The 6,000-nt window shown below is 41.9% G+C and carries 5 protein-coding genes and 2 pseudogenes; all 7 read right to left on the reverse strand.

Annotation, left to right across the window (positions count from 1 at the left end):
* Positions 1-203: 203 nt before the first annotated feature.
* Positions 204-956, reverse strand: coding sequence for a peroxide stress protein YaaA (gene yaaA / locus DFQ00_RS05880; protein ID WP_110895385.1), 753 nt, complete (start codon positions 954-956; stop codon positions 204-206).
* A gap of 153 nt (positions 957-1,109) precedes the next feature.
* Positions 1,110-1,835 carry a restriction endonuclease gene (locus DFQ00_RS05885; protein ID WP_110895387.1) on the reverse strand — a complete coding sequence of 242 codons (726 nt, stop codon included), beginning with the start codon at positions 1,833-1,835 and terminating at the stop codon, positions 1,110-1,112.
* 273 nt (positions 1,836-2,108) lie between these two features.
* The gene (locus DFQ00_RS05890; RefSeq protein WP_110895389.1) at positions 2,109-2,438 is read right to left on the reverse strand and encodes a hypothetical protein; all 330 of its coding nucleotides are present in this window, start codon (positions 2,436-2,438) and stop codon (positions 2,109-2,111) included.
* A gap of 3 nt (positions 2,439-2,441) precedes the next feature.
* Positions 2,442-2,948 carry a hypothetical protein gene (locus DFQ00_RS05895; RefSeq protein WP_244213700.1) on the reverse strand — a complete coding sequence of 169 codons (507 nt, stop codon included), beginning with the start codon at positions 2,946-2,948 and terminating at the stop codon, positions 2,442-2,444.
* A 240-nt stretch (positions 2,949-3,188) separates the two neighbouring features.
* Positions 3,189-4,145, reverse strand: a pseudogene (locus DFQ00_RS05900) (IS30 family transposase).
* A 581-nt stretch (positions 4,146-4,726) separates the two neighbouring features.
* Positions 4,727-5,329 (reverse strand): pentapeptide repeat-containing protein, encoded by a 603-nt coding sequence (locus DFQ00_RS05905; protein WP_110895391.1) that lies wholly within the window; start codon positions 5,327-5,329, stop codon positions 4,727-4,729.
* An 11-nt stretch (positions 5,330-5,340) separates the two neighbouring features.
* Positions 5,341-6,000, reverse strand: a pseudogene (locus DFQ00_RS05910) (hypothetical protein); the annotation flags it as partial.

Genomic DNA, 6,000 nt, shown 5'->3' on the forward strand with positions numbered 1-6,000 from the left:
GCCCAACACCAAGCAGCACCAAATGAATAAAGCTGTACCCCGTAAAGAGACATTTTTAAAACGCCTGCTTTACAGGGTACAGTTTGCTTTACAGGGGATTTTTTCTTTTTAAGCATATTAAAAAATAAAAGCCGCTGAATGGCGACTTTTATTGAAGTACAACGGGAATCATTCCCTCTCTGATATCACTTGCATGCTAACCATTACTTTTCCTCTGAATAAATAAAAACATAAGTACTCTCATCCGACATCTCTTCCGAGAAAACAAACTCTAACCGATCAAATCCTTTAATGTCTTCCACATCCGTAATCTTACGCTCTGCCATATACCGCACCATCTCACCTCTCGCCATTTTGGCGCGGGTGGCCTTCTCCACCAGTTTCCCACCAACCATCTGTCCAAATACACAAGTGATAAAGAGGGTTTCCTCTTTCAGAAAAGGAGTGATGTTCTTGCTGTACTCTTTGGAAGCCAGATTGAGAATGCAATTGCTTTCCTCTTGAAGCCGATCAGCCAGCTTGCTGCCCCAGAACTGATAAAGGGATTTGAATCCCGGCCCTTGTAACTTACCCTGCATCTCCAACCGATAAGGGGTAACTCCGTCCAGAGGACGCAGCATCCCATAAAAGCCGGATAATATACGTAAATGCTGCTCCAGATACGCTAGCTCTTCCTGCTGAAAAACGCCAGGCGCCATATATTGATACTGAATGCCCTCATACGAATAGATGGCCGGTGTAAGATTTTCTTTTACATTCATGCTGCGAATCCGCTCCATGTTCAGTTCAGCGATAGCATCATTGCACTTCCATAACGTTTTGAGCTCTTCATAAGATAACGTCTGGAGCAGACTCAGGAGTTGTTCTGACTCGTTTATAAATTGCGGCATTTGCGCGCTAGCCATCAGATCGGTGTCGACCTTCATCTTCTTGGCTGGTGATATAATAATCCTCATCGTTCTAATCCATCCTTAATCTACCGTTGTTTTGTCGTTATTCATTGTACAGGATTAGGCAGATGAATCCAATGTTGAGGTATATTAAGCTTGCGTCTTCATAAAAGTTTACGAATTTGGATCAGGCGCCAGTTGAATCCATTCATCTGATAGTCATTTCAACGGTGCAGTGTGACGACACTTAGGGAAACTACTGCATCCATAAAAGACTCCTTTGGGACCCGAACGTTCCACAAGGTCACTTGCACATCTTGGACAGACGTTCTTTATTGGAGATATTTTAGAGTCGGCAGCTTGAAAATCATTAACTTTCTGATCGTTCATTGCTAGCATCATCTCAATCAAAGCCTCTCTATTAAATAATCTCACTTTATTAGACTTTGCAAGTTCATAGGCAGCTGCAGTATACTCACTGTTGGAAACTACCCATGCTTCGTCTGCTCTATAATGTGCAATGGAGGACTGGGCTTCCTGAACTGCCTTAATTCCCACATTTTTACTGTAGCGCTTCGCTTGAACTGCAATTCGCATTCCCTCTTTGGTCAGAATTAAATCAGCTCCAAAATCACCGACTGCTTTCGTAACCTCAGCCTTATATCCTTGAGAGCGAAAAAGATGCGCAAGATACAGTTCAAATTGAAATCCATCCATTTGATCAATCTCTGCGATTCCTGACCTCTTTAAACGCTTCATTCGCTTACGCTGAAGACTAATCATTAATGTAACCACACCTATAACTCCAAGAACTCCAACGCCTATTGAAGCTTTCCATGAAGTGGTTAATGAGTATGTACCTGCCGTTCCTCCCAGCATCGCCAAGCCAGCTAGCCCCTTAAATAGTTCTTCCTCCTGTTTGGCCTTACTCTTTCTTCTTGCCATCACTCTTCCTCCAGACCACTCTACACATCGTCCTTTAAAACAGGAACCAGCTAGGTTACTTTTCATCTTTTCATTTATAATTCATCTTCAGAAATTCCACAAAATCATACTCGGATAAATGCCTAATATCTCTATGAAGCACAGCTCCAATGGTTTAGAAAATTCGGGATGCTCATTAGTTAATAAAACATCCCGTGACGCCGAAGTCTTTCCAACATTGGTTCATCTTCGTTATTTAATCTATTGAAAAGAAATGAATAGACTAAAATTTCCTCACCCTATAAAAACAACTACATCCTTACGCTGGAATGCAAGCGGTAATTTATCTTGAAGTCCTTTTATCCTTTCAAACATTTTTTCTTTTTGTTCCTCATTTAAAAATTTAGCCGCCCATTCTTTGATAAGCACTAGTTCCTCAATAATATGCGGTACATCTTCTTCCTCTACATCAACACCTGTTGTGAATAGATCTGTCCATTGTAATTCCAATGATTCAATTGCAGGCAACCAACACTCTTTAAAGAAGGACTCCGTAGCAACTGGAATAAAAAAACTCTTTTCATAATCATTTTGTGGGTCAAGGATTAATGCGCTGATAGTCATAATCTATTTACCTCCAAAGATTGCACTGAACTTGTAATCAGGAAATTCTTGTCTTAATCTGCTTAGACTATTTTCAACTGCCTGTTTCAAATCGGGGGTGTTTCCATCTAATCTAAAAACAAATTCTCGGATATCCTTAATATCTTCAAGGTTAGGTATTTCAGATGAACCATTCTTAGTTGCCCGTGTAGAAGTTGCATTTTCTAGAGCATTAATACGATTTCTCGTTTTTATTAGTATCTGTTTATCGGCAAATTGTTGAGGAGTTTGTGCAGGCAAACCTGTTTTGGGATTAACTTTGTGAAGACCTTGAGCGGATTTATCCTCATAAAAAATCATATTCACCAAATCAATCTCATCTAATTCTCCTAGGGATTCTCCTCTTTTGTTTACTATTTCAACTTCTTTAGAAATATTTACCTTACTCCCATTCCCCGGCCCCTTACCACTCTTGCCTGCCTGCTCTCGCTTTGCCTTTGCATCCCGAATCGTCTGCTTAACCTTGTCCAATGCTGCACTGGTTCCGCGGCCCTTATAGGGACCCTTGCCACTTTTCATACTTCCCGTGACCATGCCAATCCCGGCTACAATCTGACTCCATTTCAAGGAGGAGATCATCATCTTGGCGTAATCGTCTGTGACAGGCTCTCCTGTAAAGGGATTCACTCCGAGCTCAAATGCTTCAATCTGTAACTGAATCAGATCCCGTCTAGCATTACCTCCATCAACAAATATATAAATGACGGATTGTCAAGCCAAGTGCGACAGTTCCTCTGAAAAGGATTCGTGAGCGGTTCTCCAACTCAGGCATTTACGTGGTCTGTGATTGATCAAGTTCAAAGCGTTTTCCAGAGCTTCATCCGTGATTTGGGCGAAATCCGTCCCTTTGGGGAAAAACTCTCGCAGGAGGCCATTGGCATTTTCATTCGAGCCGCGTTGCCAGGAGGAATAGGGATCTGCAAAATATACCTACACGCCATGAACGGCTTCCAGGCTGGTGTAACAGGCAAATTCCTTGCCACGGTCTGCGGTAGCGGTTTGAAATGCATGGACTGGGTACTGCGAAGCCGCTACTCCAAACGCAATCTCCATGGACAACCCGGTACGATCAGGCATACGAATCGCGGTGTACAAGCGGGTCTTTCGTTCGATGAACGTCGCTACGCAGCCCTTGCTTTTCCCACAACCTGAAACCACCGTATCCCGTTCCCAATGGCCGAAGGTCTCCCGGTGACGAACCTCTTTCGGACGTTGAAAGATGGGCTTACCCACGGCAAACTTGCCGCGTGTCTCTGCGGGCTTCTGCCGCTTCCCTTTGTGCCTGAGGACGGCAAGCACGCCTTTCTCCAAGCGACCTGTATAAAGCCAACGATAGACCGTTTTAAAACATAGCATTGCCTGACCTTCCTGACGTAAACGCTCTACGATCTGTTCCGGAGACCAGGTCGCCTGAAGCTTTTCTTCGATGCGACTCGCCAGTTCTGGCTTCCACTTCCCTACAGAAACGGAGGCCTTACGACGCTGGACATAGCCCTCTTGAGCGTTCTCCGCGCCGTAGGGGTGCTCTGCTGTATTTCGGCGGAGTTCCCGGCCAATGGTGGCATGATGTCTGCCCAGTGCTTGGGCAATCGCTCGGGTACTTTTCCCCTGCGGGTGGAGGATTTCTAGCTTGCTGCGTTCGACTATGCTAAGATGTGTGTAGCTCATGGTGGATTCTCCTTGTGTGAATGGTTGTGTGAGAACTTTCATTCTACACGAATCCGGCCATGGGCCATTTTTTTATTAATTTCCAGCAGGTGTCGCACTTCATATTACAATCCGTCAATTCAATTTCTACGCCTTTATTCATTTTAGTTTTTACTGGATCATTGAATGTACTCTTCGCTGCCACTTGTATTATAGGAATGAGGAGATCGGTGGCTAGTCTTTAACACATGACCTTCCCATATTTTCAGTTAAGTCCTAACAATATTAGTAGTCGCCTTAACCCCGCAATAAGATACGACTCAATCCCTTTCACCGAACTATCGTAGTAGATTACTCGAATAGTTGCGATTTGTATTTTGATAAAGTGAAAAAACAAAAATAACATAAAACAGGTCGATAATGGTGATATCTGACCACAATCAACCTGCTTGATGTATCGGATTGGCATTATTTATAGCATAAAATTAAAACATTTGATGCGCGTAGAAACATATTTAGTAAAACTTTATATGGGGCTGATAAGGGTTAAGTTTGATTGAGCATTGCTATCCATTTCACTCGGCACTGGTAGCCAATTCCTCTTAGCCGCCTACTTCACATTTTTCTAAAATCCATTTCTTTGCTTCATTTGATTTCAACAAAATTGGCTTCTCCAACGTACCAATATTAATGCTTTTAACATGAGCTTCTTCTATACCTTTAATATTTTTCAAAGTCACTCCACTTAATAATGTTTCTTCAAATGTCGCTACACTTATATCTATATTTTCTAGTCTTGCCCAACTAAAATCCGTTAAGTAAAACGATACATTAATCAAATTACAATCTATTAAATATGCATTTCTAAATATTGCTTCCCAACAATCAGCTTTGCTAAATCTACTGTTTTTAATTACACAACTGGAAAAATCCGAATATCTTAAGTCTGTTTTATAAAAATCACATTTATCTAAATATGCATTTTTAAATGTTGACGAGGCTAATAATGATGCGTGAAAATCAATATTTTCCAGTCTGAGATCATCAAAAGTACACTCTATTAAATATGCTTGTTCAAGCAATACATCGGATAAAGCAAAACTTCTCAAGTCCACTTCATCTAACTTTAGCATTTCGCCTTCTTTACCAATTGTCTCAACCCATTTTTTATGCAATTCAAACTTCCTACTGAGATTCCCTTCCATTTTCCCACCCCTTAAGGATACCATATTATTTTATCTGTTACGCCTTCTTCATCAATTGCTTTCTTGAGTTGTTTAACATGCTCAGGCTCCATTTTTCTTGTGTCAATAATTACATTGTTCCCATTATCAAATTCCTTTTGTAGCTTCTTCATACCTTGTTTGATAGTAAAGGCACCCTTTTTGGGATTTGTTATAGGAATTCCATTGTCACCACTTGGGTATGATTCAAAGCTTTTCACGTCCCACTTCAAACCTGAATAAGTATCAATAAACTCTGCTCCATTTTCTGCTTGAGGATCACGAACTAGCTTTCCCAATTGACCTCTCTCTTCTACTGCTAATCCAACTTCCCTTTCCCTGATATTTTTAGGTTCTATTTTCCCATTACTTGCTGGATCTCGAGCTAAGTCATCCAATTCCTTCTGAGTTCTACCGCCCGTATAATTTCCAGCCTTATCATAAAGGTTAGGTTTGTTGACTTCTCCCGTCCCTTTACCACTCTTGCCTGCCTGCTCTCGCTTTGCCTTCGCATCCCGAATCGTCTGCTTCACCTTGTCCAGTGCTGCACTGGTTCCACGGCCCTTATAGGGACCCTTGCCACTTTTCATACTTCCCGTGACCATGCCAATCCCGGCTACAATCTGACTCCATTTCAAGGAGGAGATCATCAT

The organism is Paenibacillus barcinonensis (assembly GCF_003217495.1).
GTDB lineage: Bacteria > Bacillota > Bacilli > Paenibacillales > Paenibacillaceae > Paenibacillus > Paenibacillus barcinonensis.